This is a genomic window from Halobaculum marinum (assembly GCF_029338555.1).
Taxonomy (GTDB): Archaea; Halobacteriota; Halobacteria; order Halobacteriales; family Haloferacaceae; genus Halobaculum; species Halobaculum marinum.
Map to the genome: position 1 here is coordinate 49,377 of NZ_CP119990.1, position 26,427 is coordinate 75,803.

A 26,427-nucleotide genomic window follows, 5' to 3' on the forward strand; every position below is an offset into this window, starting at 1 on the left:
CGGTACACGCCGCAGCGGTGCTCTCGCACGGCGTCGTCACGTTTCGACGCGAGCGTCGTGGCTACGACCCTCGTGGCGTTTGGCGCACGGATGGCGCTCGTGACGCGGGGGACCCCCACGGAGAACGATACAGCCCAAGCACGGGGCCGGGTGGCGGACCCCGTGACTCGGTACCGGCGGACGCCGCCGCTACTCGCCGGATCGTTCGTAGACCTGCACCCAGCCGTCGCTCCGGACGACGACACGGTAGTCGCGGTACATGAACTCCGTCGAACTGTTGGGGTCGTGGCTCCGCCGGTTGTCGTGGTTCCCGAAGAAAGCCGCTTCGAGCGACGCGGTGTCGACAACGTCGAACAGCGGCGGGTGCTTGAGGTCTCTGGGCGCGATACCCTCGGCTTCGGCGACGGCATAGACGATGGTCGTCGTGAGTCCGTCGTCGGCCGTCACGTCGAACGAGCGCTGCTCGACGAGGTCCCACCCGACGTCCTGCGGCACCGACTCCTTAGTCGCGCTGTCGCTGGGTGTGGCGTCCATGCTGTCGCTCTCCTCAGCTGAGTCCTTCGCCATGTTTCTCTCTCGCGTGGTCTTCCTGCTTCGAGTCCTCGTACCCGCCGATCGTGTCGAGGACGGCCAGAACCGCTTCGGCGTTCGACGCGGGCTCGATCGTCTCCTCAGCCTCCGAGAAGGCGACAATACCGTCGTTCGCGAGCTTCGGCACGTGGTTGTGATAGAGAGAGACGTACACCCGTTCGGTCGCTTCCGCACTCACTGAATCCTCAGGGATCTCACCTTCCCACGCGGCGATACGCTTCGAAATTCCCCACAGTGTCCGCGACCCGTCCGTCTCCAGCGTGTACAAGAGGTACCGGCGGCGGGGATGCCCGAGCGCCTCGAAGACGTGGTCCATATCCAACATGGCCGGGGGAGCAACGTCACGTGTCCGATCGGCACTCTCACCCATGGAACCACCCACAACAGTCACCCATTATATCAAAAACTGCGTTCAATATACAAAAGTGTTGTTCCGCAGTACCGTTCCGATACGTGTCTCCGCAGGTTGTCCGGATACGTCCTCGTCCACGGCGAGCGCCGGCGGCGTTCCGGTTCGGATACTCGTCGGTCCGCTGACACCCGCGGAGAGCTCAAGCTGTCGCCACCCGTGGGACCGTCATGGACCGACGAGCCGTCCGGCGAGCCTGGGACGAGGTGGCCGAGACGTATGCCCGGCGTCGTGACCCGACCGGCTCCGACGCGGCACTGATCGACGACCTGATCGCTGAACTGCCGCCCGCGGCGCTGGTGGTCGATGTCGGCTGTGGTGACGGCGCCCGGACGCTCGCGAACCTCCCGCTGGGGAGTATCGGCCTCGACGTCTCGCGCGCCGGCCTCGACCTCGCGCGGACGACGGTGCAGGCGGCCCGACTCGTCCACGGTGAGATGACCGCCCTCCCGCTCCACGACGACACGGTCGACGCGATCACGGCGTACCACGCCGTGTTCCACGTCCCCCGCGCGGACCACCCGGCGGTGTACAGGGAGTTCGCCCGCGTCCTCCGCCCAGACGGGCGCCTCCTCATGACGCTTCCGTCCGGTCGGTTCCAGACGGTGCGCTCGGGGTGGATGGGCGGTCGGATGTTCTTCTCGGCGCCCGGTCGTGCGACGACGCTCCAACAACTTCGCGAGGCGGGGTTCGTCGTGGACCGCACCGTCACCGCGGACGACCCGCTCGGCAGCGGCACGGAGTTCGTGTTCGCGACGCTGACGGCTGACGACTGAGCCTGTTCGGTGTCGCTGGACCGCCGAACGCCGGATCGCCGAATGCTGGGTCGCCGGACCGCCGCGGCCGCGACGTTGAAACGCCGGCCGTCCCGAACACGATCATGGCGAGTCAGCACGCGGAGTGGGACGAAGCGGCCGTGCGCGACCTCCATCAGGAACTGGTCGATTTGTACGGTCCGGTGGGCGCGAGCGACGCCCACGGCGCCGACAGCGACGCAGAACCCGGCGAGGGTGTCCGCCAACTCCTGACGACGATCCTCTCACAGAACGTCGCGGACGCGAACACCGCGCGCGCTTCGGAGGCGCTGTTCTCCACCTACACGGACTTCGAAGCCATCGAGAGCGCCCCGCTCGACGAACTCGCGGAGACGATCCGAGTGGCGGGGCTCGCAGAGACGAAGGCGACCCGGATCCAGCGTGCGCTGGCGGCGATTCGCGAGGAGACGGGCGGCGCCTACTCGCTCGCGTTCCTCGACGCCATGGCGACCGACGAGGCGAAGGCGTGGCTCACCGACATCAAAGGGATCGGTCCCAAGACCGCCAGCGTCGTCCTCAACTTCCACTTCGGCAAGCCGACGATGGCGGTCGACACCCACGTCGAGCGCGTCTCCAAGCGCTTTGGCCTCGTGCCGGTGTCGGCGTCGAACGCCCGTGCCCACGACGTGCTCGACGATCTCGTCCCGGACGAACTGATCTACCCCTTGCACGTCCTGCTGATCGAGCACGGGCGGACGTACTGTTCGGCGCGGTCTCCCGACTGTACCAACCCCGTCTGCGAGCGGTACTGCGAGTGCGAGGGGTGCTGAGCCCCCGACCGTGTAAGTCAAAAGACATTTGGTTCGCACTTGCGTCTCACTAACCTGCGATGTCTCGCGCCCTCCACCTGGTCGTCCTCTGTCTCCTGTTGACCGGCGGCTGTCTCGCGCCCGCGACCGGGGGTGACCAGCCCACTGCGACGCACACCGACACACCGGCTGCGACCCCTACCGGGACGCCGCCCGCGACGCCTGCGGACCTCGGCCTCGCGGCGGAGGCGGTCCAGTGCGAGGGCTCGGTCGGTCTCGCGTTCTGGGGACTCGGCGACCCGTACTTCTGGTCGTCTGACGTGGTTCGCGTCGGCTACACCGTCCCCGCGAACACGTCGCTGTTGCTCGTCGCGTACGTCGACGGCGAACCGCACGGGACGCTCGCGACGACGAACGAGCGCAACGACACGACGAACGTGGACGGCGCCACACTGTTGTTGGACCGCGCGTTCGACGAGCGCCACGCGGTCCGCGTCGTCCGCCACGCCGACGCCGACGGCGACGGGGCGTTCGACCCCGGGGCCGACCCGCCGTGTCGCGGCGCCGACGGCGTCAGTCAGGCGGGGCCGACGGTGATCGACTTCGGTCGCTTCGAGTGAGCCTCACTCGTCGTCGGTCGCGCCCGACACTGTGAGCACGGGGACCGACGACGAGCGGACGATCTTCTCGGTGACACTGCCCATCAGGTAGCGGTCGAGTCCGCTGCGGCCGTGGGTGGCCATGACGATGGCGTCGATGGGCGTCTCCTCGACGTAGCCAGTGATCTCCGCCGTGGGCGTCCCCTCACGGGTCACCGTCTCGACGGCGACGTCGTCTGGGATGGCGTCGGCGACGCGAGCGACGGCCTCGTCTGCGCGCTCCTGCTCGGCGTCGACCCACGCTTGGGCGGCGACGCCCGCCGAGGGGCTCTCGAAGCGGTTGCGCGTGTCGACGACTGAGAGGACGTGCACGGTCGCGTCGAACGCCTGCGCCAGCGCGACTGCGTGGTCGACGGCGGCGTCGGTTCGGTCGCTCCCGTCGGTCGGAACCAGCAGGTCGTCGTACATCACGTAGGCGTTGGAACGGCGGACGGAAAAGCGTCGGTGGCTCAGGGTCAGGAGTCGCCGACGGTCACGCGCCCACCTCGGTCAGGAACGATTCGCGCGCTGCCCGCCACGCTTCGACGATCGCGTCGTCGTCCTCGCTGTCCCACGGCTCGATCTCGTCGTTCTCGTCGAGGTGGGCGATCGTCCGCTCGACGCCCTCGCGGAACGAGACGGTGTACTCGAACTCGAGGTCGCGTCGCGCCTTCGCGTTGTCGAACACCGTGGAGAACTGGAAGTGGTCCCGGAGCCCCTGTGTTCGCTCCGGCGCGGCGGCGAGGAGGACGTCCGTGGGGATGTGGACCAGCTCAGGCTCCGGGGCGCCGAGTGCGTCGGCGACCACGTGGTGGTACTGGTTCCAGGTGATCACCTCCTCGCTGGTCACGTGGTACGTCTCCCCGCGGGCGGCCGGGGTGTCGATGGCCGCGACGAACGCCGCCGCCACGTCGTCGCGGTGGCACGGTCCCCACAGCGACTGCCCGTCGCCGTGGACGACGATGGGCTTGCCCTCTCGGAGCCGGTCGAGGTAGTAGGTGCCGCCGCCGAAGGTGTGCAACACGGGGCCGCCTTCTCCGTACGTGCTCCACGGCCGGATCGTCGTCACGTCGAACGCGTCGCCGTAGGCCGCCGCGAACACCCGCTCGCAGGCGGCCTTGTCGGCGCCGTACTCGCTCACTGGGGGGTCGGTCGGTGCGTCCTCCGTGACCGGGTTCGTCGGGAGCGGCCGGTGGTACACGTCGACCGTCGAGCAGAAGACGTAGCGGTCGACGCCGTCGAACACCTCGACGGCAGCGGCGGCCTGTTCGGGGTCGAAACAGACCATGTCGATCACGCAGTCGGGCTCGACGCGGTCGCGAGCCGTCTCCAGCGCGTCGCGGTCGTCGCGGTCGCCGTGGACGAACGCGACCGACGCCGGGAGGTCGGTCTCGGTCTGCCCCCGCGTGAAACACGTCACGTCGTGGCCAGCGTCGACCAACTGTCGCGTGATCCCCGTGCTGATGAGCCCCGTACCGCCGATGACGAGAACGTTCACAGCGTCCCCACAGGTGCCACGGTGCTAAACCCACAGGGGCGTCGACCTGACGCCGGTGTCGGCGGCGTGTGTGCGGAACGAGGGTGCGTCGGACGGTTACGCGATGCCCAGCGCCATGCCGAACAGCGCGACCGCGATGATGGCGAACAGGACGCCGACGCCGGACTTGATCGTCGAGGTGTCGACGGCGGTCGACACGTACGGCGCGATCTGGCCGCCGACCACCGTCGCGGGGACGGTGAACACGACCATGTTCCACGGGATGTTCTGCAGCGACAGCGCGTGGCCGAAGTCGATGAACGCGCCGCCGAACACGTGGACGAGCGACGCGATGACGGCGGTGACGGCGACGACGATGTGGTTCGTCCCGATGGCGATCCGAACCGGGATGCCGGTGCGCAGCATCGAGATGATCCCGAGTTCGCCGATTCCGAAGCCGGCGAGCCCCTGGAAGGCGCCGCCGATGCTGTAGTTCCCGAACCGTTCGAGGTAGCCGTCACGCTCGTAGGTGTACTCGTTGCCGTCGTTGTCGACCCGCGTGACGACCCCGTCGGCGTCCGTCTCGACGCCCGCGGGACCGGGCTTGGCGTCGTCGTCCGGGAGGTCGCGGTCGCCGCCGTCGGCGGCGGCGTCGGCCCCGCTGTCCGACCCGGCGTCGTCGTGGTCGCCGTGGCCGAGGTCCGCCGAGAACAGCAGGTACGACGCCGCCAGCAGCGCGACCGCGAGCAGGCCGTAGAACACCGTTTCGGGGATGACGAACGACGCGACCGCGCCGCCGACGACGAACGGGAGGCCGCCCCCGACGAGCGTCAACGCGAGTTTGCGGTCGACGAGCCCGTAGCGGACGAACGCGAGCGCCGAACTCGAAAGGCCGAACGACTCGCTGACGAGGCCGACGAGCACGATCTCCGAGGGGCTCAACGGCTTCGCCGCTAGCGGGAACAGGAAGATGAGGAACGGCACGAACAGCGCCGAGCCGCTGATCCCCACCGTGTTCACGATGGTGGCGCCGAGCATGAACACCGGGAGGAGCCACCAGAACTCGAGCCAGTAGCTCGCTCCGGCGTCGGCCGGTGTCGGCGCTGCGAAGTACACCCCGAGCACGAACAGTACCGGGGCGGTCAGTACGAACAGGTGCTGGTACCTGAGGAACGTCTCTACGAGCTCGTCTGTCGTGGACGATGTCATTGTGAGATGTCCAGAATGGGATGGGACACCCGTCGCGACGTAGCGATGGGTCGTGACGGGCGTGGTGAGAGACAGTGCAGGGGGCGCAGTATTTAATCTCTGAGGTTCAGCGCCGCTGACAGACGTGTGACCGAGGATCATGGATCGGCGGTGTCGCTGAGTCCCGACGACTCGGAACGGCGAGCAGATACTTCAGGGGGCGGGGCCAACCGCCGGACGGAGACGATGTGTTCCAGACGAGTCGCGACGCGGTCGAGCGGTCGTCGCTGTCGACGGCCCCCGGTACGGTCGGGGAGTCGCCGCGGCGCCGCCACTCGCCCGTGTCGCCGGGAGGTGGCCGATGGGTAGTGAGGGTGTCGCAGGGCTGTTCGACCCCGAGCGCGTCGCCGTCGTCGGTGCGACGGACCGCGAGGGATCGGTCGGTCGGGCAGTCACTGAGAACCTCCTCGACGGGTTCGACGGGACGACCGTCCCGGTGAACCCGAACCGCGAGGAGGTGCTGGGCGAACCGTGCGTCTCGGGCGTCGCCGAGGCGAACGCCGACCTGGCGGTGATCGCGGTCCCGCCGTCGCTGGTGGTCGACGTGACCCGCGAGTGCGGCGAGGCTGGCCTGCGCCACGTCGTCGTGCTCACCGCCGGGTTCGGCGAGACGGGCGCCGAGGGTGCCGACCGCGAGCGCGAGTTGCGCGCGGTCGCTGACGAGTACGATATGGCACTGGTCGGGCCCAACAGCCTCGGCGTGATGTCGAGTCCGTCGGGGATGAACGCCACGTTCGGCCCGGACGCGCCGCCCGCAGGCGGCGTCTCGTTCATGAGCCAGTCGGGCGCGTTCGTCACCGCCGTCGTCGACTGGGCGAAAGACGCCGGCCTCGGGTTCAAGGACGTGGTGTCGCTGGGCAACAAGGCCGTCCTCGACGAGACGGACTTCGTGCGCGCGTGGGGTGACGACCCCGACACCGACGTGGTCGTCGGCTACTTGGAGAGCATCGACGACGGCCGCGCGTTCGTCGACGCCGCCCGCGACACGACCGACGACACGCCCGTCGCGGTCGTGAAGTCCGGGCGGACGGACGCCGGCGCGCAGGCGGCCTCCAGCCACACCGGCGCCATCGCTGGCTCCGACAAGGCGTACGAGGCCGGGTTGGACGCCGCGGGCGTGCTCCGCGCGGAGTCGGTGCAGGAGCTGTTCGACTCCGCCCGCGCGCTCGCCGGCGGCGACCTCCCCGAGTCCGACGGCGTCGCCGTCGTGACGAACGCCGGCGGCCCGGGCGTGATGGCGACCGACGCCGTCGGCGACGCCGAGCGCCTCCGCCTCGCGAGTTTCGACGACGACACCGTCGACGAGTTGAGCGAGGCGATGCCCGACGAGGCGAACGTGTACAACCCGGTCGACGTGATCGGCGACGCGACCGTCGAGCGGTTCCGCGAGGCGCTCGACATCGCCGCCGAGGACCCCGACGTGGGGTCCGTGGCCGTGATTACGGCGCCGACCGCGACGCTCGACTTCGGCGAACTCGGCGAGATGATCGCCGACGCCGCCGACGAGCACGGCGTCCCGATGGCCGCCTGCCTGATGGGCGGCGAGCGACTCGCCGATGCCCGCGACGTGCTCCGCGACCGCGGCGTCCCGTCGTACTTCGACCCTGCCCGCGCAGTCGGTGGGCTGGAGGCGCTCGTCGAGTACCGCGAGGTCCGCGGGCGCTCGTACCCCGAGCCGGAGCCGATCGACGCCGACCGCGAGCGGGTCCGCGAGATCCTCTCGTCGGTGACGGAGCGCTCGGACAACCGCTTGGGCGTCGAGGCGATGGAGATCTTCGACGCCTACGGCATTCCGACGCCGGAGGGCCGCGTCGTCGACGATGCCGCGGAGGCGCAGTCGGTCGCCGAGGGGATCGGCGAGGAGGTGGTGATGAAGATCGTCAGCCCCGACATCCTCCACAAGTCCGACATCGGCGGCGTCAAGGTCGGTGTCCCGGTCGAGGAGGTCGACGACGCCTACGAGGACCTGATCGCCCGCGCCCGCAACTACCAGCCTGACGCGACGATCCTCGGCGTGCAGGTGCAGGAGATGATCGACCTCGACGCCGGCGTCGAGACCATCGTCGGGAGCCACCGCGACCCGCAGTTCGGCCCGCTCGTCATGTTCGGGCTGGGCGGCGTATTCGTCGAGATCATGGAGGACACCACCTTCAGACTCGCCCCGGTCGGCGCCGATGAGGCCCGTGAGATGACCGAAGAGATCGAGGCGGCGCCGCTGTTGCGCGGCGCCCGCGGCCGTGACCCGGTCGACATCGACGAGGTCGTCGACGCGGTGCGGCGCGTCTCGCAGTTGGTCGCGGACTTCCCGAGCATCGTGGAACTGGACGTCAACCCACTGGTCGCGACGCCCGACGGGGTCCGGGCCGTCGACCTGCGACTCACCGTCGACCCCGAGGAGTTGGAGTCATGAACCCGTTACTCGTCACATCCACCGCAGAGAGCACCGGCAAGACGGCCGTCACGCTCGCGCTCGCGCGCATCGCCGCCGACCGCGGGCGCGAGGTCGGCTACATGAAACCGAAGGGCACGCGCCTCCAGAGCGTCGTCGGCAAGACGCTCGACGAGGACCCGATGCTGGCGCGCGAACTGCTCGGCACCGACGCCGAGATGCACCAGATGGAGCCGGTCGTCTACTCGCCCACCTTCATCGAGGGGGCGATCCGCGGGCGCGAGAACCCGGATGAATTGCGCGAACGCATCCGCGAGGCGTACGCAGACGTGAGCGAGGGGACCGACGCGATGTTCGTCGAGGGTGGCGGCAACGTCCGCACCGGCGGCGTCGTCGACCTCACCGACCCGGAGGTGGCCGAGGAACTCGACGCCCAGGTCGTGCTCGTCGCAGAGTACGACGAACCGGGCGACCTCGACGAGGTGCTCGCGGCGGTCGACGACATCGGCGACCGCCTCGCGGGCGTGCTGTTCAACCGCGTCGGCGACGCCGTCTACGAGGACGTGGAGGCCGACGTCGCCCCGTTCCTCTCGACGAAGGGCGTCGACACGGTCGGCACGCTCCCGGTCGCCCGGGAACTGTCGGGCGTCACGGTGTCCAGACTGGCGGACGAACTCGGCGCGAAGGTGCTCGTCGAGGGCGACGACGACCGACTCGTCCAGCGGTTCAGTGTCGGTGCGATGGGCGCCGAGGAGGCGCTGCGCCACTTCCGGCGCGCCCGCGACGCCGCCGTGATCACCGGCGGCGACCGCTCCGACATCGCGACCGCCGCTATCGAGGCCAACAGCGTCCGCTGTCTGGTGCTCACGGGCGGGCACCGTCCGTCCGGGTCGGTGCTCGGGAAGGCGAAGGAGGCCGGCCTGCCCGTCCTGTCGGTGCCCGGCGACACGCTCACCACCGTCGAACGCGCGGAGGACGTGATCCGCAGCGGGCGGACGCGCGACGCACAGACGATCGAGGTGATGCGTGACCTGCTGGAGGACCACGCCGACGTGGATGCGCTGATCGGGAGCGACGGCTGAGCAAGTCGGGGGACGCTGGTGCGGATCTTTGTTTTTAAACACTGACAATTTAGAACCTGGATATGAGTCGGATTTCGAGAAGTTTTCCGAGCACCTATCCTACGTTAGCTACGAGGAGCGCTGATTACACAATGATTGGCTATCTTTGCTGCGGAAATGAGAAAGGCGATTAACCTATAGTTTAATATGTGCGTTTTTTGATTTTGATTACTGTTCTCTGACTTCTGAACGCAACTCATCGACATCATCCCGGAGCCGCTGCACCTCCCAGAGCATCTCCCGGAAGTGGTACATGCGCACCTTGCTCGGCCGCTCGTCGAAGATATGGTCGATTTCTTTCTCGGAGCGCAACCATGCCCATGTCTCCTGGTTCGGACCGTACACCTTAGTCGCCGGTCCGCGGGAGTTCTCTTCGTCCCAGAACCGAGCTTCCACGTCGCTACCTTCGGCGAGTTGCTCGAGTCGATAGCGGACCCACTCTTTGTCTTTACCCAGCCAGTTGGCCACCTCCCGGCGGCTTGCGTACTGTGAGCGACGTATCTCTCGCGTGTGTTCGCGAACTTGCCTCCCGTCAGTAGTATTCGCGATTCCCACTAGCACGTCTGCCGTTCCATCCGGGTATCCTTCGAGATCGATCACAAGCTGATTTCCACACTCTGTTACATAGGTCTGTTTCGCCAATTACCAGTGTGGAGAACAGTGTGTAGAGACACCCGCACCGTATTGAATAGATCTCTCTAAGGATTACGGAGGGGGGAAAATCGGCAGTCGCCGCAGGGCTTGGTTTCACACCCGTGGGAGCAGTATCCTCTCCATCCCTTACTTCAGGACCATATTTCTCTCCAGCCAGACAGATGGTGTCAAACGCTCACAATAGGAAGCTCTCGATAGTCATGAGCTCGACCGCTCCCAGGTAGCGGTCTTGAAACTGGCGTGGCAACATCCTCACGCGGTCGAGTAAATTCTCATTGCCGCTGGCCGGCCTGGTCTCAGGGTCGACGGGATCTGTTACCTAAAATCCTCGCTGGGTCAATCTCGAACGAAAGCCCTTGTCGCTCGTGCCTGCGAACCACTCGGGAGCCCGATGCACCCACGCTTCCGTAACGGCCTGCTTCGGCCCGGCGGTGCCGGATGGACCAACGATATCCATCTGACAGCTGGTGTGGGGTGGTGATCGAAACTAGCGGTCTGTTTCGTCGCCGCGTTCCGTCGCTCGCGAAGTACACTCACGAGTAGTCGACCCACATTGAGTGGATCAACGTGGGCGAGCAACCGCAACGGCGTACGTAGTGTGTAGGGTGGTGGCCTCTGGTGACGGGGTCAGCGAGCCAAGCTGACAGGGGAGTCGGTGATCGGGGCTACCAGCAGGTGTCAGCCGACTCTGTGTGCTTCTTCGTCGGTGAGGTACACCACGAGGCGGTTGCGTCCACGGCCACCCGTGTCTGCGTTCACCGTCCGCGGAGAGTCGCTCGCGAGTGCTTCGAGCTTCTCGAAGACACGCCGTACTTCTGTCGAGGTGAGCTGTTCATCGCGTTTCAGCCCGAGTTTTTCTTTGACAGTTGCTGCGGTGATGGTGATCCGACGGCCGTACGCGTCGTTGGTGGCCTTCCCCCATTTCCCGAGGTGACTCAGCAAGTCCCGACACCGGTTGTGGACCGCGTACACGCGGTCGGTGATGTCGCTGGGGCCGTATTTGAGCAAGCGTGTGAGTCGATCCTCGCTTGCACCACCGAGCTCGTCCTCCGTATCGATGCCGACGGAGTCGGCAACTGATTCGACGATCCGTCTGAGCCGTGTCGTTTCTCGGCTCGGTGTGTCGGTCGGAGTATCGACGTCCTGGTCGGTTCGTGTGAGAAGGCAGTCGATGAGCGAGCCGTGGTCGTCGAGGAACTCTTCTTGATTGTCGGTGAGATAGCCGCTCTCGTCGCCGACAATGATCTCGTCGAGCCACGAGAGGTGCCGCTCGTGCTTGATCGTAACCGTGCGCTCAAGCTCATCGAGGCGTTCACACAGCTGTTGTGTGTTCGTGGTGCGGTCTTCGAGTTCCTCGACGCGCTCGGTGAGATCTTCGATGACCTTCTGTTGGTCGTTGATCGTCTCACGTTGCTTCTCGATGACGTTGCGTTGCTCACGGACGAGGTCGGGGAGGTCGTCTGACGTTGTCGTGTCGGTGTCGGCGTTGTGACTCATGGATGGGGGGTGCAGTCGCTGGTTGGCTGGCGAACGGCGGACGCGGTGGTGTCGGGTTTCTCGTTAAACCGGCCTCATTGCCGCGTCAGCGTACATTTTGGTCCGTACTCGTTGGTGCCGCGTTCGAAGCTTGAGATCGCCCAGTCAGCGTGATAGGCGATATCGACGAGGGCTTTCGGGACAGTCGTTGTCTCCGATGTGAGCCTACAGACGGTTGTTGTGCCGTCGGTGTCGACGGCTTCGAGCGTTGGGAGCCCCTCGAGCGTGGTGACGAACGCTGTCGTGGACATCTGTCCACGACCGACGACGTACACACTCCAGCACTCGTAGCTTTCGCGCCGTAGTAGCAGCGACGAGTGCGGCTCACCTTGCAGGTCACTCAGGAGGGTATTCACCCTGTGGACCGTGATTCCCAACTGGTCCGCACACTCGATCGCAGAGATTGCTGTGGGTGTCTCGTAGGTCTCCCGGAGGTAGTCGTGGAGTTCCTCGGTGTCCGTTGGCGGCTCTGTACCGAGTATCCTCACCGAGTCGAGCAACTCGTTACTGTGCGGGCTCACGAGTCCTTCTTCGGTGGCGGTGAGCTGGAGGTGGCTCCCCTCCTCAGTCTCGACGACGATCGTGTCGGCTCGTCGTTCGATAACCGTCACGACGCCAGCGTGGTCGTCCCAGGTGAGGATGTGACCGATGTCGAGGTCTGTTGCGGTCAGTGGTGAAATTCCGTATTGCAGGTGATTGACGGTCATTGGTCGGTGTAGTGGTGACTGCGGGCGAACGCGAGTTGCATTGCTTGGCGGAGGTGATAGCGCGCGTCGTCGTCGGCGGTCAGTTGGAGCGCCTTTCCGAGACTATCGATGAGTGGGTCCGCCCCGAGTGGGCCCGGAAGTTGACAGCCACAGGGGCCGGCACGTACGCATCCCGGTGCCATGACCTCGATCTCAGTGACTGGGTCGCCACAGTTCGGACAACTGGGGAACGAGTCACGGACTCCATGGATATCGGGATCGAGTACGCTGCCCAGACGGGCGTACTCGACTCGGAGAACCCGTTGGCCTGCGTCCGTGAGGAAGTACTTCCCGTCGATATTGGTCAGCAGTTCCTTGTCAGTGAGTGATCCGAGGGCCGAATTGTGCGCCCCATAGTCGAGATCCCGCTCCGGAATCAGCCGCTCCAGCGTTCGCTCAGTGACCTCTCGATTCTGCTCGTCTCGATCGCGTTCGATACGCGCAAGCATGTAGAGAATTGTTCGCTCGGTGCTGGAGAGATCGGTCCAAGACGGTGTTTCGTCGCCGGTGTGGTGTGGGTTCTTCATTGGACGTTGTTTCGGAGGGTGGTGGTGAACTGGTTGCAGCGAGTGGGGAACTGAGCGTGACCGACATCGGCGTTCAGCCTGAACAGCTCGAGTTCGGTCGAAGTGCCGGGTCGACCGCCGGTGTCGACGCTCATTCTGATTCACCCCCATCGGTGGCCACTCGGGGTGCGCCGTCGTCGAGGACGAACGCGAGCTCGCGGAGCGTCACGGCGGCGACGTCGAACCCGCACGGTGCGAGCGTCGTCCGTCCGGGGCCGGCTGAAGTCAGGCCGTGGTCCGCGAGCGCGCGTCCGTAGTCGGGACAGTCGGTTCTCGGGGTGAGTGGTACGTCCTCTCGTTCGGGGGTTTGATGGCCCCCCGTAGCGTCGTCGTACATGGCTTTCGTGGCTATCTCACGAAGGCCCGCGCGGGCCGGCGTCCCAAGCGCCGGGTCCGCAATCTTCTGCGAGTGGGGACCCATCGGGGAGCGACGGGTCCGCGAAGTGCCTTCGTTACAACCCTGTGAGAACAGTGGGTGCTTAAGCTTTAGCACATATCTGCTATTGACAAAGCTATAATGTGCTATCAAGTCCTCCGAACCTCCGGTAATAAAGGGGCTGAAATGGGTGTAGTAGCCGAATGCGACCTCGGCCGGATTGGATGTCGTTGAACGACTCTGTCGTGCTTGAATTCCTATCTGAGCATGATCTTGAGCTTCCGCCGAAGTCTGTGTACGTGAACCTGAACCGCCATGGACACGACATCGGCTATTCGACAGTCCGACTCCGGCTGAACACGCTCGAAGAGCATGGACTGTTGAGGAAGACCGACTCCGGATATTACGAGGTGAGTCAGAAGGGGCAACTTTGGCTGGACGACGAACTCGACGCTTCTGAGTTGGAAGACGACTAGCAGTGAGATACGGAACGCCGCTCTCCGTGAAACTGTTCGTCGTCCTCGTGTTCGGCGGCACGTTCGCGCTGCTGGCGCTCGTCTTGTTCTGGCTCTGAGTCGCGAGCATCTGACTCACTCCGTGATCACGTCGAGGTGTAGTCCCAACCGCTGGACCTTCGCCTCACACCACACCGGGACGAAGCCGGGTCCCTCGTAGATCGCTTCGTCCTCGTCGGTGACGCGGAACCGTTCGCGGTCGTCGCCGAGACGGAGCGTCGGTCCGACTTCGCTGGAGGGGTACGCCTCTTCGTCGATGCTGAACCGGATCTCCGCCGTGTCGTCGGCGGTGTCCTGCGGGGACAGGACGCGATCTCTCGTCGACATCGAGCGAACGGAGTGGCGTTTCGGGTTTGAATAGGTGAGAGAAGCTGACTATCTTTCGCGCTTCAGAAAGAGAATCACCATACTGCGGTGAGTCATTAATTCACTTCCGGACAATCATCGTCCAAATTGCGGCACTTCCGGACACGAAACTTGTCTCAACTCCGATTCCGGCAGAGCAAATGGGCGGCTCTCGGGAAATCTATGTCTAGAGCAACTTTGCTTATCTGGAACTAATCACGCAATTTGTTAGGTAATTTTAATTAAAGGGCTGAATCAGCGTGAATGGGCTAAGAAAGTGCGCTATTTTCTGTATCCATCTTCTCTCAAGAATGGTTAGGAAGCCTAAAGGAGTTATATCTGGGGCATTTCAACGTACAGACGATGAAGAATTGCGAGCTCTGTGGAAAACCGACCAAGAGCCATACGGCTAGAGACATCGCAATCTGTCACTCCTGCTATACAGAGGAAGACATAGCTAAGAGTCTCTTGGCCGAAGCTGAGGGCAAGGCAGAGGAGGATGAGATGGACGAAGTGTTTGAACAACTCCCGAAACATGAGACGGAAGACGCGTTCTATACTGATCTCTCCCCACTCTATGATTCACTTCGTGACTCAGTGGACGATATGCGAGACGCGACACCGCCGCCTGACGACGTGATCCAAGAGCTACGAGACCTGCTCGGGAAGGCAGACACCCGGCAATTGATTGGGTCTCTTGGAGAGAATTTTGTTGGCTCAGCCACGATAGCTGTAGATCCGGATACTCACGAAGACGGAGTGGGCATCCCGCCTAAGATGATCGAGTATCTGCTCGGATTGGTGTGCACAATTGACCCCAGTGAGGGAGGTGAAGTCCCGTACGATGACATCCATGACACCACAGACAAGCTCACCCAGTCGTTGCTCTTCCAACTCGTCGATGATGATGTCGACATCAAATCACTATCTGAAGAGGAACAGCAACAGCACTTCATTGAGGGCGAGGTCCTAACCCGGGAACTGACCGCTGGCCGGTTCGTGTATCCCGGCCAGTTCCTTGATGCAGCAGAACGAGCCTATACGCCGCACAACAACGTCCTAAAGGATGAGCTTGGGTTCACCATCCAGGAGGCGATCCAATTTGCCACGGAACTCTCACAGCTGTACAATGGACGGTACCAGCAGATGATGGACCATTTTCAGGAGTTCGGGCGTATTTCGCGCACCATGCATGGTAGCTTCGTCCGGCATGTGGACGAGAACAAGAATGACGCGGAAGGTGCTGAGGCGTATCTTGAATCCGACGAGTTTGAGGAGGCCCGCCAGGAGGCTCACAATGCTTGGGACCGGTATGAAGAAGCCAAGCGGTGTCTCTGGGTCGCAGAGGAGACGCTCCTTGGCCAGTTCTCGGATAACGAATATGCCTTCAAGGCATTTCTTGAACGAATGTCCGTCACGGTCGGATCAGTGCCAGAGGCAAACTTCACCTATCCCTACGAACACAATCCCCTGCACGCATCCCCGATCCTGGAAGACGACGCTAGTTACATCATCCCACATTTCCATGCCTTCCTCCGTGCCCTCGCTGAGACATTCTACTACGATCTAATCGATCTCCCTGGCTATGGGAGCCAAGATCAACATGGCGGCGAATTCGGTGAAAAGTGGGGAGACTACGTCGAGGGATGGGCACACGACAGCCTACGAAACCTGTTCCCGGATGATGCAATCTACCTGAACCCGACTTACACGGTGAACGGTGACGACTATGAAACAGATCTCGTTATTATCCACGAAGACACCTGTCTCGTGATTGAATGCAAGACACAGAAACTCACCCTTCCGACACGGCGCGGTGACTACCAACGAGTTAAAGATGACGTCCTTGACGGAATTGGCGACGGCCACGACCAAGCCGCTCGCCTTATCGATCATATCCAAGACGGGACGGTCACCGAACTCAAAACGAATGGCGGTACTGAATGCATCGATACCAGTTCCATCGATGACGTCCTTCCTATCGTTGTACTCCGCGAACAGTACGACTGGATCGCCACGACCGAATACGGCACCATCGCTGACATTGACGATGATCTGTCCTACGTCGTAAGTGTCTACGACTTAGAAGTCATTACCGAGTGTCTCGAGTCACCTGATCGGTTTACCGACTATGTCACGAAACGGATCGAGCTTTCCCGGACACAGAAACTCGCCAGTCCCGATGAACTTGATTACCTCGGCGCCTACATTGACAATGATCTGGAAGTCATAGAATTTGAAGATGATCTACGTGTCCAAATGACCGACTTCGCGCATATTGTCGAAGACCGCGTCGGCAACCAGTTCTATCCGGACGAACTTGGGCCCAACGAGATATTCATTGATGAGCCAGACGACTAAACTGTCACCGAAATACCTGGCCGAGACAAACTCACCTCAAAGCAATCTACAAGATTGTCCACTTGAACCGTGACCTCACACCACGCCGGAACGAAGCCGGGTTCCTTGTGGATCGCATCGTCTTTGAGGGTGACACGGAACCATTCGCGGTCGTTGCCACGTTAAAGCGTCAGTCTGACTTCGCTGGAGTGGTACGCCGCCTCGTGGATGCCGAACCAAATCTCCGGTGTGTCTCCGTCGGTTTCTTCCACGGACTAGACGCGATTGCAGTAGGATAAATGATAATTCATCCATCGATAAGTATACCACATTCCAGAAAGTTTTGACGAGGGAATGGAGACGGTTACCGTATCTGGCCTAACGGGATATTCCATTACTGACCATTATCGTAAGGCCATCCGCGCCATTGACCGGATTGGTGAACTTGAGGAGGGCAGTAGTATCACAATTGACCTTAGTAACAACAACTGGTTTACTCCAGTTTTCCTGACTCCCCTGTCAGTTAAACTCAACCAACTACGGAATAGAGGGACAGAGGTATCTGTAAACCTCCCGCGCCACACAGGCATTCAGATTTATATGGATCAAATTGGGTTCCCATTTGGAGCTAATAACCCCCGGCAGCAGTACAAGCGTCATTTGCCTCTGTGCCGGTTGAATACAGATGATGATGATGATGCAATCGACGTAATCGGTCAAGAACTCCGTCGAATCATAAAGCGGCATTTCGGTGGTTTAGATGCAGGCCAAACACAGGGGATTAACCTCCCAATCAGTGAGATCATCGATAATGTGGACCAACACTCAGAATGTAATTGTGGAGCGGTTCTTGTTCAACAATATGAGGATCGAGGCTGTCTTGATATCTGTATCGTAGACGATGGAGTGACCATTCCTGGCAACTTTGAAAAACATGGCAAGGAATTTGACTCAGACTACGACGCCATTCGATTAGCTGCCACGGGGGAAGTTTCCACGAGAGGGAATGAAGGACACCGTGCCCGTGGGTACGGGATCAGATCAATGACTAAGCTGATTACTGATGGTCTCAACGGAAAGGTTCTGATATCCTCGCGAGACGCAACTCACTTTCATGCGGCGGGTCAATCACCGAGGCAGGTACTACATGGTAGGAGTTGGGCTGGAACATTGTTTCTCGGTCGGATGGACCTCCCCGGTGAAGACTTTCGGGTAAATGACTACGTCTACTAATGGCATATGTAAATCATAACAAATATATCGCCCCTCTGTATTGTGTATCGTGATAGCCCAATGAGCCACGTTTATGTGGTTGAATCAGATGCAATTATAACGCGGAATAAGGCCGAACAAATTGCATCTGCCGCAAAAGAGCAAGAGTGCTCCGCGATTGACCTGATTAATGTTGAGTTCGTCAGCCGATCAGTCGCTGATGAGCTTAATCATCATAGCAAGCAGTACGATCTGGAGTTGGTGAATGTCCAGGACCCAGTTCAGTCTCTCCTGGATGTCGTGTCAGGGGATCCGCAAGCAACTGCTTGACCAGGTAATTCTGGAGGTCTTACTCGTTCTTCTTATCAATCCCTGACAGTCAGGAACTGAAACTTTCATATTCGGATTGGCAAGCGAAAGCAAGATTTAGACAACGAAAGAATTCGCTCTGGGATTCCATTGACTTCATCCCACTCGATATCTGTGCACGCTTTAGAAAAATCACGGTGCACTCGTCAGCTACAACGATTTTATCAGAGAGTGCAACATCTATCGGGCAGCCTCAATCGATAGATACCGCGTCCCCCGTCCACTCCCCTGCTTCCGGATACACCCGTACCGAACGAGGACGTTCAGATACCGGCGACGGTCGCGACCGTGCGCGTCCGGATACTCCACTTCGAACAGGTCGGCCAACTCCCCGGCCCGAATCTCGCCCGCGTCGTCGATCATGTGCTTCAACAGTCGATGCGGCGTGTCCAGCCGCTCGACGTTGTACCGACGGATCGATTCCATCGCCGGTTCGCGGACGTCGGCGATCAGCGCCGGGGTGACTCGTTCGTCGCGGGCTTTTCCCTCGACGTAGGCTTCTCGGAGGATCGAGATCGCCTCGCGAGCGTTCCCGGCGGCGGTGTCCGCGATCAGCTCCAGCGTCCCGTCCGTGATCCCCGAGAGGTCGCCCGCGTCGACGCGCGACTGGAGGATGTCGACGAGTTCCGACTGACTGTACCGCTTGAGTTCGATGTGGGGGCCCGTGCGGAGGCGCGAGGATGTCGCGGCGTCGAGGCGTGCCGCGAACCGCTCGTACTCGTGGACGACGAAGATCGGCGTCACGCCGTCCGCCTCGAAGAGGACGTGCGGGAGGTGTTCGTCCTCGATGTGTTCCGCCTCGTCGAGCGTGAGGACGATGGGCGAGTCGGCGTCCTCCAGTTGCGCGAGGTACGACGACGCGGCGTCCGCCTTCGGCGACGAGCGCGTCTTGAGGTCGGCGTCGACCAACGCCTCTTCGAGGATCGCAGCGCGTGAGCGTGTCCGGAGGCAATCGACGTGTGCGGTGTTCACCGCCGTCTCCCGGCGCAGCTCGCGGACGGCGAACCGCGACACGGCCGTCTTGCCCGCGCCCGTCGGCCCCGAGATACAGATCGGGTACGCTGGGCGGTCCGAGCGCAGCGGGTCGAGGGCGTTCGCGAGCTGCCCAAGCGCGGCGTCGCGGTGGGGCATCCGCTCGGGGACGCGGTCGAGTTCCAGGACCCGCGGGACGGATGTACTCACTCCCCCCGCCATTGGTGCCGTGGGTGGATCCAGTCCCAGTCGTCGAGGTCGACCTCGGCGAAGTACTCCTCACGTCCGGCGTACCGGATTTCCTCGGGTACGTCCCGAGCGAGATCGTCGACGCCGTCGACGTCGAACCCCGCGGCGACGACGTGGTTCCAGAAGTAGTCCCAGTACAGCGCGACCTCACACTCGTTCACGAGTCCGAGGAGTTCGTAACGTCCTTCGTCAGCGTCGGTGAGGTGGCGTGTGAGGGTGATCGCTTCGCTTGGGGAGCGATATTCGGCAATCGTCCACGCGAGTTCCCCTTTGATATGGGTGAAGACGCCCTGATTCGGGCTTGACTTTGACATCAATTCGTTACCATCGTGGTTCGGTATTAGAAGCGAGCCAAGGGCGGAGTGGAAGTAGAAGGACCCGGATGCGGGTGCAAATGCTAGATGAAAGTAGAGTGCAAGGCGTAATTATTACAGGCTGAACTTTCTTCCACAGATTCAAGACACCCACTCGAACAGTTGTTATTATCAATGAAAGCGGATGCAGATACCAGACGACTCGTTATCGCGTTCTCCGCGCTCCTAATTCTCGCCCCACTCGCAGGCTGTGGTGCGGCGATTGAGGCGACAGGCTTGGACAGTGGACCGACTGTGTCGGACGTCCGACTCGAGGAGTATGAGAATCGACCGATCCTCGCATTCAACTACACTGTTGACGACTACTCTGACGCGCTTCTCGAGGGGCCATCCGGCCAAGTGATTCAAGAAGCAAAGCTGGAACCGGATCAGGAAATCGCAGCGTTCAGCCTCACTGATCCCCGTCCCGGGAATTACACGGTTATCCTCCAGCAAGGAGGCGAGACCCAATCCAAGACAACGGTCTCGTATGAAGGATCTTCAGCCGAGGTTACGAGTACCGAGGCGACTTGGTCTGGGAATACGCTCCAGCGCGTGAGCGTGACGGTGACCAACGGCGGCGACCTCCCTGTCCAGATCTCCGAAGCAGTCGTGAGTGCTCGCGACTCCGAGATGCAGTCGAGCCCGTATGCCTGGGTGATGCCTGGAGAGACGCAGACTTTCTCGGTCACACCATCTTTCGGAGAGGTGTCAATCGACTCAGCGGGCGAGGTTCGCGGCGCAGTCACGCTCTCAACCTCTGCCGACGATCTCAGCGGCTCGTTTACTAAGACATTCGAGGGACCTGATTTAGCCATCACAAACGTCGAGCCTGTCTGGGACGGAGGCTCTCTCCAATCCGCCCGCGTTACCGTGGAAAACCAGGGAGACCTCACGGCCAAAGCTTGGGCAGGCATCCAGAAAGGCGACGAAGTGCTTGCATCAACATACAACGAATCAATCTCTCCCGGTCAGAGCGTAGAATACGAAATTACGCACTACAGCGGAACTGTCTACGAACCAGATACGTCCGGAGAGATTCAACTCCAGGCGATTGTGAACTCTCCATCTGGATTCACAACTCAGGAGTTCACTCAGCAGGTCGCTTCAGCGAGTCTCAATATAGATTCGTTCACTCCTGTTTGGGAGAACGGGCAACTCGTTAGTGCGACCTTCACCGTGTCGAACGAGGGTGACGTCGCCACCGATTTCTCCGTGAGCCTCATGGTCAACGGGCAGGAAGTCCAGGAAGGATCGACGAGTCAGTCGCTTGCTGGTGGTGCGACCGAAGAATACGAACTTACGGACGGTACTTGGGGTACTAGTTCTGCACTGTTCACCACAGATGGCGGTGAAGAGACCGTGAAACTCGAATTGACTGGTGCTGGGGATCCTGTTACTGCGAGTAGTAGCAGGGAGTTCACCGGACCAGACGCACGGCTCAATAGTGTCGATGTGACCGCATACGGGAACTACAACAGCGATACCTCAGACCTTTCAAGCCTGACTCTTGAAGTTCAGAACACCGGCGATTCAGTTCTTGTATACGATTCCGTCGAATACGAGATCGATGGTGTGAGCGCGACTGAATCGCTCTCTTTTGACGCAGAGATCGATCCGGGCGCAAGCAAGACAGAATACCTCTACCCCGACCTCACGGTCACTCCGGGAGACCACGAACTGACGATCAAGTTCATCCACGACGGAGAAGTCATTGACACCGAAACAGCGTCTGTGACAATCTCGGGCTAATCACCTCATAGGTTTAGTTCGCACCCGTCACGATTCATTATCTACACTTGGTCTCCCCAAGAGTTCTGAATCAACTTCTTAGGGGTCTTTGACTCGGATACGGGTGGGGTCGCGCGCCAATGTCACGGGGATCCGCGATGTATGCACGCCGACCGTATGCACACCCACCGCGAGCGGGGGTCCTCGTGCATACATCCGGACGGTCGCTCGCGTCGAGTCCGCATCTCCGAGCGACCGCGCAGGTGGGGGTATATAATGCGCGACCCGTCCAGTAACTCCAGATCGACGCGATCCGGACTCCGCTCATACATACGGTTATAAACGGGGGAGGTCAGCCGCCGAACATGGGCACCGACCGAACGACCCTACGCCTCTCGGACGAACGGAACGACTGCTGGACCAAGCCGCCGGGATCGTCGCGGCTGGCACCGACGACGATCCGCCGCGGTCCGACGTGATCGACGTGGCGCTTACTCACCTCGTCCAGTCGGCGCGGAACGTCGAGGACGCGAGGGAGGACTACGACCCGCGGACGATCCAAGATATTGCGAACACCGACGTCCTCTGGTTGTATTACCGGACGAGTATCGAGAGCCGGTGGCGATAGCTCGATCTGAATCACCTGTTAGTGTCGAATTCACTTTCACTCCGCTCTGAACACATTTTTCCCCCTACTTCTCCATCAAACAATAGATAATGCCCCGTACAAGTTCATACGTTTTTGATGTCCGATTTTGGGATGTCGACCATGGCAGCGCAGCATATCTAAGGGTCGGAAGTAAAGATGTGGTGCTGGACTGTGGAGCCAACACCCAGTTCTCACCGCTCAGATGGCTGAATGACTCGTACTATGGGCTGAATACCATAGACTATCTCATTATCAGCCACCCGCATCAGGATCACATCGCTGATCTTGACGTAATGAAAGAGCTGGAATTGCTCTCTTCCGATACACTTCTTCAGCGCCCGAAAGATGCTACAGAACTTGTTGAAGAAAATCTGGATGAGGCCTATGAAAAGGGAATGGAAGATTACATCGAGGACGCGGAGTTCTACCTAAACAGACTGGACGAATTCGACACAACCCCGGATCTCTTCCCATCAAATCCTGAGTGGGCACTAGATAACCCATATACGACAGAGGCGAGAACTGATGGTGGAATACCCGACCAAGGAGCGACTATTCATAACTTTTCAGCTGATGATATCGTTGGTAACGATAACTATGAGAAACTGAACAACCTCAGCCGACTCACAGTTTTCAACAGCTATGGCTTTACTATGGTTTCTGCCGGAGATATACTCCAAGGCGGGATCAATCAAATAAAAGAGGATGAAGAGGCGATGGCTGCGATTTCTGACGCGGATGTACTAGTCGCTCCTCACCATGGTAGGGACAGCAGCTTCGACAGTGAATTCGTTCGCCATATCAACCCTGATTTAGTCATATTCTCCGACAAGACTGCCGAGCATACGGTTAGTGGAAAATATGGGAACCTGGCAAACGGAGCCGCTGTCGAGAACGAACAATCCGGTGAGACGCGGGAACGATTCGTAGTTTCGACTAATTCTGACGGTCGAATCCGGATTCAGGCAAACAACCACTCCGACTGGACAGCAAGTGTCTATGGGCGAGATTATGCCTCGGAGAAAGCTGCATCCAAGAGATATAAAAACTCAGACTGAATCTAGTAAACAATGAGTATAGCACGGACGTTTCAAGCACTGGAGATCTATGATATACTCACAAATCTTGTACCCGGCGGAATCTTGCTTCTCTCGGTGTCTGTCGTCATAAAAATTGAAGAATATGTGAGCTTCCAGAATAGTGGAATTTCTATAGGGATCAGTCTAATCGCAGCATTCGTACTTGGTCACGTAATTCAGGCTATCGCAAGTCAACTTAACGGGACACCCACTCTCTTTGGAAGGATAGTCCGGTCATCTAAAGGTGAAGATGTCGACGACCTTTCGGTTAGAATCACTCATATAGAGGAGTCTCTGTGGCCGATGGTCAAACGGAAATTCAGCCTACCAGAAGATTTCGATGACTACGGAGCTTTGATGCGATTATTGATTAGTCATCTCGAAACGATACCCGCAACTAGGGCCCTACGATTCCAAGCCTTGTTCTCATTTCATCGTAGTATGTGGGCAGTCTCGATGATTGTAGCGGGGTTAGTAATGGTCGGAGTGTTCCTCAAGTGTCTCGGAATTGTCGCAGTTCGGTCATATTTGATACTGGTAGTGACTGCGATTGGTTCTCTGATGTCGATTCTGATCTTTAGATCGAGGAAAGAGAAATTCAACCGACTGTTTGTTCAATATACAATTGTAGACTTCTACTCTGACCAGATAGACGAAGTATCTCGTCTTAAGCGCCCGGCTGAATAATATTAGCCGCTCCCGGGACGAAGATCCCGTCCCAGTCAGTCGGCTCCCAGAGGCTTGCTTGAGCTGACTTCGTTCTCAAGGAATAGCTGTCCCGCGACCCGCCGGATCGGCGCGCACTCGTGCAGCTCCGGAACGTCCCCGTCCTCGGGGACGCGCACGAGGTACGTCCGCTCCCCCAGCCGTTCGGTGAACGCCGTGGTGTTCTCGGGAAGGTCGCCCTCGTCGTCGAGGATCCCGTCCCGCTCCAGAAAGTCCGACCGCTCCAGCACGATCCCGACGGAGTCGGTCCCGATCTTCCGTAGCTGTCTGTGTGGCATATTCGGCGGCTACCCTCGGGGTGTGATAAAACCCCGCCCGAGGGGAGGACACCCCAAGGGGACCCCTACGGGGAACCCGCTGTTCAAGTCAGGGTATTAGTGAGGGGGAGGGTTCGCCGCCCGTATCGGCCCGCGGTTGGCCGACGGAGAACCTATGAGTACGAAACGCGGGGCTGACGCCCCCACGACGGACGGTGAATCGGACGGAACTACTCTCGCGGACCGGCGGACGTTCATCAAGGGCGTGGGCGCGACAGCCGCGACGCTCGCGACGGCTGGAGCTGCGAGCGCCCAAGAGACGACAACCGCGGACGGACCGGAGTGGACGACGGGACGCGACGGCCTCGCGTGGTCCTCGGACTACGTCCAAGACCCGTATATCGCGGAGGGGGCGCTGACGCGCGCCCGGCACCGCATGGTGTGGTGCCGTTTCAGCCGCCGGCGGGGGGCGTGCTGGGACCGGCAGGGCCGCGGGGGCCCGAGGGTGTCGGTTTAGTCGGTGCATCTTCGGGCGACTTCTCGCCGGAGACGAGGAAGTCCGCGAGGTTACCGATCAACACCTCGTTGTCACCGCGGTAGGCGTCGTCGGGCGCGAGGAAGTCGCTGTCTCCGATGACCGCGACGTTCCCCTGCTGCGCGGCGACGGCGTAGCTGCCGTCGCGGCGGGTCGTCGACCGGGTCGTTCCGTCGGCGCTCGCGAGCGCGACGGTCGCGTCTCCACCGACGACGACTGGCGCGGCGTCGCGAAGGACAGCGTTCTCGACGCCGTCACCGAGCGATCCGTTCGCTCCAGCCGCCGAGACAGCCGCGTAGTTCCGCTCGGAGTCGGTTTCGTAGAGGTACCCCGCTTGGAACGCCATCTCGTACTGCGAGGAGAGGTGCGTCGTCGACGGGCCGCTCGATGCCGTCGGGAGGCCGAGAAGGCCGCCGAGGAGGCTGCTCAGGCCACCCGAACTCGCGGGATCTGAGAGCACGACGAGCCGGCCGCCAGCGTCGGTGAACGCCGCAATTCCGGAGAGTTCGGCGTCGCTGTAGCGCTGGGTCGGCGCGATCGTCAAGAACGCGTCTGCCTCACGCAGCGAGTCGTTCAGCGTCGCCCGCCGGTCTGCCTGGGGGTCGAAGAACTCGACCGTGTGGCCGTTGGCGACGAGCGTCGAGACGAGTGGGTCGATCGACTTGGCCGACGGTGCGGCGCCGTGGCCGGCGTCGACGACGATCGTCTTCGGCTCGGCGTCTGCCTCCATCTCGATGCTCCCGTCTTGCGGGGCTTCGTCGATGAGGGTGTTCCCGGGTTGGAATTGCGGGTTGTCGAGTTGTGTGGGCGCGGGCGTCTGTTGACTCGTCACGAGTGGGACCGCTGCCGCGGCGCCGACGATAACGACGACAACGAGCAGGAACGTCCCGACGAGTCGGAGGGGATTAGCTTGCATTGTAGATCACCACCTCGTCGGCGGGTTCGCCGACGGTCATGTAGTAGCGGTACGGTGAGTCAGTCGACTCCGAGAGGACGACGGTGCCGTTTGCGGTCTCCTCGAACAAGAGGAGCCCCATGCTCGGGCTGGCGTCGCGACGGGTCACGTCGTAACTGTCGAGGCCAGCCTCGTTGGCGGCGTAGTCGACCGCGTCGGCGGTCGTGCCGACCTCGTCGACGAGCCCGTTCTCGACGGCACGGATGCCGATGTACGTCTTCGCGTGTTCGAGTTCGGTGCGGCTCATGTTCAGGTCGCGGTGCTTCAGGACGCTCTCGACGAACGCCGACTGGAGTTCCTCGACCTCGCGTCGCGTCTGGTCAGCGCGCCCAGACGCCTTGTCCGGGCCGCTCTTGATGTAGCTGGAGGGTGTGTCAGGCGGTGACGTCGCGATCACACCGACAGAGCCGACCTCTGCGGCGGGCAGCGTGAAGATCCGGTCGGTCGGCGCGACGGCGTAGTAGCCGCCGGAGGCCGCCATCCCTTGGACGCTGGAGACGACTGGCATCACGGCCGCGGTCCGTTCGACGGCCATGTAGAGCCGTTCGCTCTGGGCGGCCGATCCGCCGGGGCTGTCGACGCTCAGTACAACTGCCTCGATCGAGTCGTTCGTCCGTGCGTCTCGCAGGTGGGCGACGGCCTCGTCGACCGAGGACCCGGAGATGGAACTGCCGATGGAGACGACCATCACCGTTCCGTCCGGGCCGCTCGTGGCCTGGTGCGCCACCGGCGCGAGCACGGCACTCGTGAGGAGGGCTGCGACCACGACGAGCAGGAGTATCGTCCTGCTCGACGGGTCTGGTTTAGAGGGCATTGCGTCTGGAC

At 61.4% G+C, this 26,427-nt stretch carries 27 protein-coding genes and 1 pseudogene; 12 read left to right on the forward strand and 16 right to left on the reverse strand.

From position 1 onward, the window contains the following. Nucleotides 1-189: 189 nt before the first annotated feature. Entirely contained in the window at nucleotides 190-567 is a 378-nt protein-coding gene (locus P0R32_RS15555; RefSeq protein WP_276239565.1) for a HalOD1 output domain-containing protein, read from the reverse strand. Continuing rightward, nucleotides 548-907: a DUF7344 domain-containing protein gene (locus tag P0R32_RS15560; RefSeq protein ID WP_276239566.1), complete on the reverse strand. Its 360-nt coding sequence runs from the start codon at nucleotides 905-907 to the stop codon at nucleotides 548-550. The genes P0R32_RS15555 and P0R32_RS15560 overlap by 20 nt, the downstream gene beginning before the upstream one ends. Before the next feature lie 263 nt (nucleotides 908-1,170). Here P0R32_RS15560 and P0R32_RS15565 point away from each other — a divergent pair, with 263 nt between their 5' ends. From P0R32_RS15565 to P0R32_RS15575, 3 genes are all read left to right on the forward strand, one after another. Further along, nucleotides 1,171-1,776 (forward strand): class I SAM-dependent methyltransferase, encoded by a 606-nt coding sequence (locus P0R32_RS15565; protein ID WP_276239567.1) that lies wholly within the window; start codon nucleotides 1,171-1,173, stop codon nucleotides 1,774-1,776. A gap of 104 nt (nucleotides 1,777-1,880) precedes the next feature. Then, nucleotides 1,881-2,585, forward strand: a complete 705-nt coding sequence (locus P0R32_RS15570) for an endonuclease III domain-containing protein (protein ID WP_276239568.1) — start codon at nucleotides 1,881-1,883, stop codon at nucleotides 2,583-2,585. A 59-nt stretch (nucleotides 2,586-2,644) separates the two neighbouring features. Continuing rightward, a complete protein-coding gene (locus tag P0R32_RS15575; RefSeq protein ID WP_276239569.1) occupies nucleotides 2,645-3,184 on the forward strand; it encodes a hypothetical protein in 540 nt (179 codons plus the stop codon). Between the two features lie 3 nt (nucleotides 3,185-3,187). On the opposite strand, the gene P0R32_RS15580 is transcribed toward P0R32_RS15575, so the two are convergent. The 3 genes from P0R32_RS15580 to P0R32_RS15590 all read right to left on the reverse strand — a co-directional run bounded on the left by P0R32_RS15580 (nucleotide 3,188) and on the right by P0R32_RS15590 (nucleotide 5,888). Next, on the reverse strand, nucleotides 3,188-3,631 hold the full coding sequence (locus tag P0R32_RS15580; RefSeq protein ID WP_276239570.1) for a universal stress protein: 444 nt from the start codon (nucleotides 3,629-3,631) through the stop codon (nucleotides 3,188-3,190). Nucleotides 3,632-3,695: 64 nt separating this feature from the next. Continuing rightward, nucleotides 3,696-4,700: an NAD-dependent epimerase/dehydratase family protein gene (locus P0R32_RS15585; protein ID WP_276239571.1), complete on the reverse strand. Its 1,005-nt coding sequence runs from the start codon at nucleotides 4,698-4,700 to the stop codon at nucleotides 3,696-3,698. 96 nt (nucleotides 4,701-4,796) lie between these two features. Then, nucleotides 4,797-5,888, reverse strand: a complete 1,092-nt coding sequence (locus P0R32_RS15590; RefSeq protein ID WP_276239572.1) for a sulfite exporter TauE/SafE family protein — start codon at nucleotides 5,886-5,888, stop codon at nucleotides 4,797-4,799. 340 nt (nucleotides 5,889-6,228) lie between these two features. Here P0R32_RS15590 and P0R32_RS15595 point away from each other — a divergent pair, with 340 nt between their 5' ends. Together P0R32_RS15595 and P0R32_RS15600 are read left to right on the forward strand one after the other, a co-directional pair. Continuing rightward, nucleotides 6,229-8,337: an acetate--CoA ligase family protein gene (locus P0R32_RS15595; protein ID WP_276239573.1), complete on the forward strand. Its 2,109-nt coding sequence runs from the start codon at nucleotides 6,229-6,231 to the stop codon at nucleotides 8,335-8,337. Next, the gene (locus tag P0R32_RS15600) at nucleotides 8,334-9,398 is read left to right on the forward strand and encodes a phosphotransacetylase family protein (protein ID WP_276239574.1); all 1,065 of its coding nucleotides are present in this window, start codon (nucleotides 8,334-8,336) and stop codon (nucleotides 9,396-9,398) included. Before P0R32_RS15595 ends, P0R32_RS15600 begins: the two co-directional genes overlap by 4 nt. Before the next feature lie 207 nt (nucleotides 9,399-9,605). Here P0R32_RS15600 and P0R32_RS15605 read toward each other — a convergent pair whose 3' ends face one another. The 5 genes from P0R32_RS15605 to P0R32_RS15625 form a co-directional block, all read right to left on the reverse strand. Next, a complete protein-coding gene (locus P0R32_RS15605; RefSeq protein ID WP_276239575.1) occupies nucleotides 9,606-10,037 on the reverse strand; it encodes a hypothetical protein in 432 nt (143 codons plus the stop codon). Between the two features lie 732 nt (nucleotides 10,038-10,769). Further along, nucleotides 10,770-11,588 (reverse strand): hypothetical protein, encoded by an 819-nt coding sequence (locus P0R32_RS15610; protein ID WP_276239576.1) that lies wholly within the window; start codon nucleotides 11,586-11,588, stop codon nucleotides 10,770-10,772. Between the two features lie 74 nt (nucleotides 11,589-11,662). After that, nucleotides 11,663-12,334 carry a hypothetical protein gene (locus P0R32_RS15615; protein ID WP_276239577.1) on the reverse strand — a complete coding sequence of 224 codons (672 nt, stop codon included), beginning with the start codon at nucleotides 12,332-12,334 and terminating at the stop codon, nucleotides 11,663-11,665. Continuing rightward, nucleotides 12,331-12,900 (reverse strand): helix-turn-helix domain-containing protein, encoded by a 570-nt coding sequence (locus P0R32_RS15620; RefSeq protein ID WP_276239578.1) that lies wholly within the window; start codon nucleotides 12,898-12,900, stop codon nucleotides 12,331-12,333. The genes P0R32_RS15615 and P0R32_RS15620 overlap by 4 nt, the downstream gene beginning before the upstream one ends. Nucleotides 12,901-13,030: 130 nt before the next feature. Continuing rightward, the gene (locus P0R32_RS15625; protein WP_276239579.1) at nucleotides 13,031-13,360 is read right to left on the reverse strand and encodes a hypothetical protein; all 330 of its coding nucleotides are present in this window, start codon (nucleotides 13,358-13,360) and stop codon (nucleotides 13,031-13,033) included. A gap of 179 nt (nucleotides 13,361-13,539) precedes the next feature. Here P0R32_RS15625 and P0R32_RS15630 point away from each other — a divergent pair, with 179 nt between their 5' ends. Next, a complete protein-coding gene (locus P0R32_RS15630; protein ID WP_276239580.1) occupies nucleotides 13,540-13,791 on the forward strand; it encodes a winged-helix domain-containing protein in 252 nt (83 codons plus the stop codon). A gap of 114 nt (nucleotides 13,792-13,905) precedes the next feature. On the opposite strand, the gene P0R32_RS15635 is transcribed toward P0R32_RS15630, so the two are convergent. After that, nucleotides 13,906-14,157, reverse strand: a complete 252-nt coding sequence (locus tag P0R32_RS15635) for a hypothetical protein (protein WP_276239581.1) — start codon at nucleotides 14,155-14,157, stop codon at nucleotides 13,906-13,908. A 381-nt stretch (nucleotides 14,158-14,538) separates the two neighbouring features. On the opposite strand from P0R32_RS15635, the gene P0R32_RS15640 reads away from it, so the two are divergent. Continuing rightward, the gene (locus P0R32_RS15640) at nucleotides 14,539-16,536 is read left to right on the forward strand and encodes a hypothetical protein (RefSeq protein WP_276239582.1); all 1,998 of its coding nucleotides are present in this window, start codon (nucleotides 14,539-14,541) and stop codon (nucleotides 16,534-16,536) included. 333 nt (nucleotides 16,537-16,869) lie between these two features. Next, the gene (locus P0R32_RS15645) at nucleotides 16,870-17,748 is read left to right on the forward strand and encodes a hypothetical protein (protein ID WP_276239583.1); all 879 of its coding nucleotides are present in this window, start codon (nucleotides 16,870-16,872) and stop codon (nucleotides 17,746-17,748) included. Nucleotides 17,749-18,276: 528 nt separating this feature from the next. On the opposite strand, the gene P0R32_RS15650 is transcribed toward P0R32_RS15645, so the two are convergent. After that, complete coding sequence (locus P0R32_RS15650) at nucleotides 18,277-19,278, reverse strand: Cdc6/Cdc18 family protein (RefSeq protein WP_276239584.1); 1,002 nt, start codon at nucleotides 19,276-19,278, stop codon at nucleotides 18,277-18,279. After that, complete coding sequence (locus P0R32_RS15655; RefSeq protein ID WP_276239585.1) at nucleotides 19,275-19,631, reverse strand: hypothetical protein; 357 nt, start codon at nucleotides 19,629-19,631, stop codon at nucleotides 19,275-19,277. Before P0R32_RS15655 ends, P0R32_RS15650 begins: the two co-directional genes overlap by 4 nt. A gap of 174 nt (nucleotides 19,632-19,805) precedes the next feature. On the opposite strand from P0R32_RS15655, the gene P0R32_RS15660 reads away from it, so the two are divergent. The 4 genes and pseudogenes from P0R32_RS15660 (at nucleotide 19,806) to P0R32_RS15675 (ending at nucleotide 23,816) form a co-directional block, all read left to right on the forward strand. Continuing rightward, the gene (locus tag P0R32_RS15660) at nucleotides 19,806-21,422 is read left to right on the forward strand and encodes a condensation domain-containing protein (RefSeq protein WP_276239586.1); all 1,617 of its coding nucleotides are present in this window, start codon (nucleotides 19,806-19,808) and stop codon (nucleotides 21,420-21,422) included. A gap of 344 nt (nucleotides 21,423-21,766) precedes the next feature. Continuing rightward, nucleotides 21,767-22,029, forward strand: a pseudogene (locus P0R32_RS15665) (DUF7386 family protein). 89 nt (nucleotides 22,030-22,118) lie between these two features. Then, nucleotides 22,119-23,108, forward strand: coding sequence for an MBL fold metallo-hydrolase (locus P0R32_RS15670; RefSeq protein WP_276239587.1), 990 nt, complete (start codon nucleotides 22,119-22,121; stop codon nucleotides 23,106-23,108). A gap of 12 nt (nucleotides 23,109-23,120) precedes the next feature. Beyond that, entirely contained in the window at nucleotides 23,121-23,816 is a 696-nt protein-coding gene (locus P0R32_RS15675; protein ID WP_276239588.1) for a hypothetical protein, read from the forward strand. Nucleotides 23,817-23,851: 35 nt separating this feature from the next. On the opposite strand, the gene P0R32_RS15680 is transcribed toward P0R32_RS15675, so the two are convergent. The 3 genes from P0R32_RS15680 to P0R32_RS15690 form a co-directional block, all read right to left on the reverse strand. Further along, complete coding sequence (locus tag P0R32_RS15680; protein WP_276239589.1) at nucleotides 23,852-24,133, reverse strand: DUF8053 family protein; 282 nt, start codon at nucleotides 24,131-24,133, stop codon at nucleotides 23,852-23,854. 431 nt (nucleotides 24,134-24,564) lie between these two features. Further along, nucleotides 24,565-25,563 carry a motility-associated ABC transporter substrate-binding family protein gene (locus P0R32_RS15685; RefSeq protein ID WP_276239590.1) on the reverse strand — a complete coding sequence of 333 codons (999 nt, stop codon included), beginning with the start codon at nucleotides 25,561-25,563 and terminating at the stop codon, nucleotides 24,565-24,567. Further along, nucleotides 25,553-26,416 (reverse strand): S49 family peptidase, encoded by an 864-nt coding sequence (locus P0R32_RS15690; protein WP_276239591.1) that lies wholly within the window; start codon nucleotides 26,414-26,416, stop codon nucleotides 25,553-25,555. Before P0R32_RS15690 ends, P0R32_RS15685 begins: the two co-directional genes overlap by 11 nt. Nucleotides 26,417-26,427: the final 11 nt, after the last annotated feature.